Source organism: Phyllobacterium sp. P5_D12 (assembly GCF_054049495.1).
Genome location: NZ_JBFUMG010000431.1, coordinates 1 through 3,828 on the forward strand (window position 1 = coordinate 1; position 3,828 = coordinate 3,828).

Sequence of the window (3,828 nt, forward strand, 5' to 3'; positions counted from 1 at the left end):
AGCCCCCTTCGGGTTCGGCTCCCTTTTCTTCTTCGTCCTCAACGTCGTGATACTCCGACAGGTTCTCGACGAGAAGGATCATGCTTTGCGCCACACGATTGCGCCTAGGCTCGTCAAGCACCCCCCGGCCTCTGTCGTGTTCGGCAAGCAGCAATGCAGGAATAGCCACCGAAGCGTAATAATCCATGATCGTTGCCGATTGCAGATACTCCTCGGCCTTTTCTGTTGCTTCGTCCGGATCGCCGGATAACAGCCGTTGATATAGTTGCTGCGGCGGAAGGAGCACCGGCTCATTGCCAAGAAGAACATCCAAAAATTCGAACTTTGGCACGTGTCTTCCGAGAACGACCAGGCACACGGTGAGCGGTGTTGAAAGGATCAATCCGGTCGGCCCCCAGATCCAGGTCCAGACAATGGCGGCCATCAGAATCGCAACGGGGGACAACCCGGTCTTGGAGCCGTAGAGAAGCGGCTCCATGATATTGCTACTGATGAGTTCGAGCACGATGAACAGAGCCGCCGTCCAGACCAGCACCATCCAACCTGGATCGACTGCCAGCGACAGAATAAGCGGAAATGCGGCTGCAATGATTGGTCCAATGTAGGGCACAAAACGGAGAACGATCGCCAGCATGCCCCACAGCATCGGATTGGGAATACCAATGAACCATAGCCCGATCCCGATAGGCACGCCGAAGCTGATGTTGATGATCAACTGCATCAGCAAATATTGGCCGACGCGCTTGCCAGCATCATGCAGGGCAGTCGTCGTTCGGTGAATATCGCTGGCTCCCACCAGCTTTATGAAACGGTCGCGCAAATCTTCACGCCGCATCAGCATGAAAATTACCACCACGATGACAATGCCGATTGTCGCCAAGGGCTGGATCAACGGTCCGGCAAAAGTCTGCAGCAAACTTAAGGGGTCTAGCGGTGGATTGCGTATTTCCACAGGTACGGGTTTGTTAGGATCTGTTCCGCGCAAGGGTGGTAAAGGGGCAGGCGGTGCAACATTTTGGGGAGGCTGTCGCGCGGGGTCTGGTTTGGCCGCTGCTTGGTTGTCGCTTTCAAATCGTTCCACTTCGTCCGACCGACCAATTTCGTCGCTAAAGCGTTTGAACATGCGTGCGCCACGATCAAAAATGCTGTTCCCCGACTGCGCATCCTTGATCGCGCGGATCTTCGTTTCGATATTATACTGATAGCTTGGCAGGTTCTGCGCCAGCACTGTAAGCTGGCTCGCAACAATGCTGACGAAAATGAAGATCACAAGAAAAGCCGTTGTCACAACACTTAGTACGGCAACGCCTTTCGGGACACCCGAGCGATGCAAGCGGGTGACCAACGGCGACAGCGCGAAGGTCAAAAGCAAAGCCAACGCCAGTGGCACGAAAATTTCACGGGCGAAATAAAGCGCTGCTACAACGGCTATCGCGACAATTACTGGTGGAAACTGGTTCGCCGTATTCGCCGAAACAGGTGTATAGATCGATCGTTGGGTTACCCGTTCGACGGCACGCGACGCCCTTCCGGCTTCCTCAGAAGGCATGAAAACCTACCGGCATAACAACCATAAAAACCCATCTCCATTGAAACCCCGCGACAGGAACGAAGTCGGCTCAATTTGGTTGCATTTCACTTCTGGCTCTTGGCACGAGCCTGTCACGTGGGAACCAAATCCTGGTTCGAGTGTTTCGAAGCTGTAAAAGTTTCCCAGGAGAGGGAGGAAAGAATGCCACTAACGACAATTCTCATCATCATTCTTATCTTGGCGCTTATCGGGGTGTTTCCAACTTGGCCTCACGCCAGGAATTGGGGCTACGGCCCCTCTGGACTCGTGGGAATAGTCTTGGTCGTTCTGTTGATTTTGCTTCTGATGGGCAGAATTTAACGCGCTTCTTGGACCCCCATCACGAACGTCATCTGACATGGCTGAAAAGGAGTTTTAAAATGTTACGAGGTGTTTTGCTTTGGCTCATCGGTCTGCCGCTTCCGATCATTCTCATTTTATGGTTGATGGGTTATCTTTCATAAGCTTTGGAAACGGAAGGCCCCTAGTAGACTTGCAGCGCCCCCCAATGCGTGGAACAAATACTGCGGACAAAACGTTCTCGACTGATATCCACCTGTTTTCTCAAGGAGTTTTTCTATGGCTACGGTCTCTTCAAAAATTCGCAAAGCGGTTGACGACGCGACCGATAGCAATCCTGATTTGCAAGCCCAGGTTGCTGCCCTGAAGGAGGACATCGCGAATATTGCAGCAACCCTTGCCAAGATAGGAAAGAGTTCTGCCAAGGACGCCAAACGCAGCGCAGCAAGTTCCTATGAAACCGCAAAAGTCCGCGGTGAGGAAACGTTGGACGATCTTCGCCTGCAGGCTCGTGAACTCGAAGACCAGCTCACTGAGACTGTTCGTGAGCACCCCTTGACCACGATTGCCGTCGCCGCCGGTGTTGGTTTTCTTCTCGCCCTGATTGCCCGCCGCTGACATGCTCAAACTGTTAGCTCCACTTTTAACCAGCGTCGCCGCGGGTGAAGCTGGTCTCGTGATAAACAGATTGAAGCGCAACGCGGTCTTCGCTGGCATTATCGCTGTGCTAGCCACTATCGGCGTGATTTTCCTGGTTGTGGCTGCCTATATCGCCCTTGCCGAGCGCTACGGCGAAATGCATGCGTCGTTGATCCTCGCCGGTAGCGCGTTCGGCTTGGCAATCATTACTTACATAATCATGAAGATCGTCGAACGCGCCGCGCGAAATCGCCAGCGCGAACGTGCAAAGGTTGACACGGCCGCTCTTCTTACAGTTGCGGCTCTTGCTGCAGCACCGGTTGTTCTGCGATCGCGCGCGCTCATGATGCTTGCAGTTCCTCTCGTGGCTTTCGGTGGGCTTTCGCTTCTGACAAAACCAAAGAAGAAGAAAAGACGGCGTCCTGAAGACACCTCATCTACGGGCCAGGATATTTGAGTGATCGCGGATGGGCATGGAAATCAAAGCCTCCATGCCGGTTTCCGGATAACTCAATCTGACACTGCTTGACAGAACCTTATCCAAACTGCGCTCGATCAATCTTTCACCGAGCCCTCGCGCTTCCGGCGGCAACACCTTCGGACCGTTGGATTCTACCCAGTGGATGGTAACGCGGGATTCATCGAGGCCGGATTCTATTTGCCACGACACCCGCACGCGACCGTCGGCGACGGACAGGGCGCCATGTCTAGCTGCATTGGTAGCGAGCTCGTGCAGCGCAATGCCAAGCCCGAGTGCATGGTCCGGCGGTAGAACCATGTCCTCCCCTGCGAGCTCGATCTGTCGAGGATCAAAACCCGCATAAGGCTCCACCTGTTTTGCAATCAGATCGATCAGGCTGATGCCGCTCCATTCTCGATCGGAAAGCAATGTATGTGCTTCCGAAATGGCCCGAAGACGTCCTGAAAACGCCTCCATGAACTCGGCTGGATCGGATGTTCGATTGAGCGTCTGCCGTGCCAGTGATTGCAACATTGCCAAGGTGTTTTTGACGCGGTGATTGAGCTCGCGCAGCAAGAGCCGCGTTTTCTCGGCGGCTTTTTTTGTGTCCGTTATATCAATATTGACACCAACCGCGACCACGGGTCTCCCCTGGGCATCGCGTTCGAAAATGCGGCCGCGTCCTAGAAGCCATTGACCCGATGACGCAGCGCGGAATTCTCCGACATAGTCCTGATTACTGACCAGCGCGCGCGTGAAGGCTGATTTCATGATTGGGAAATCGTCAGGGTGCATTGCCCGGAAGACGTCTTCGCCGCTGACAGCTTGATCGGGTCTAAGACCAAGCATGGAATAGGCC

5 protein-coding genes are annotated in these 3,828 nt (G+C 54.1%); 3 read left to right on the forward strand and 2 right to left on the reverse strand.

Annotated features, from left to right (window positions below; genetic code table 11):
• Positions 1–1,549 (reverse strand): AI-2E family transporter (locus ACXJ5O_RS21090; protein WP_457301598.1); only part of this gene is annotated, 1,549 nt, incomplete at its 3' end.
• A gap of 183 nt (positions 1,550–1,732) precedes the next feature.
• Between ACXJ5O_RS21090 and ACXJ5O_RS21095 the strand changes: the two genes are divergently transcribed.
• The 3 genes from ACXJ5O_RS21095 (at position 1,733) to ACXJ5O_RS21105 (ending at position 2,966) form a co-directional block, all read left to right on the forward strand.
• The gene (locus ACXJ5O_RS21095) at positions 1,733–1,891 is read left to right on the forward strand and encodes a DUF3309 family protein (RefSeq protein WP_224507193.1); all 159 of its coding nucleotides are present in this window, start codon (positions 1,733–1,735) and stop codon (positions 1,889–1,891) included.
• A gap of 258 nt (positions 1,892–2,149) precedes the next feature.
• Positions 2,150–2,488, forward strand: a complete 339-nt coding sequence (locus ACXJ5O_RS21100; protein WP_457301599.1) for a DUF883 family protein — start codon at positions 2,150–2,152, stop codon at positions 2,486–2,488.
• A 1-nt stretch (position 2,489) separates the two neighbouring features.
• Positions 2,490–2,966: a YwiC-like family protein gene (locus tag ACXJ5O_RS21105; RefSeq protein WP_457301600.1), complete on the forward strand. Its 477-nt coding sequence runs from the start codon at positions 2,490–2,492 to the stop codon at positions 2,964–2,966.
• On the opposite strand, the gene ACXJ5O_RS21110 is transcribed toward ACXJ5O_RS21105, so the two are convergent.
• On the reverse strand, positions 2,943–3,828 hold an 886-nt coding region (locus ACXJ5O_RS21110; RefSeq protein ID WP_457301601.1), incomplete at its 5' end, for a sensor histidine kinase. The two genes, ACXJ5O_RS21105 and ACXJ5O_RS21110, sit on opposite strands and share 24 nt — an antisense overlap.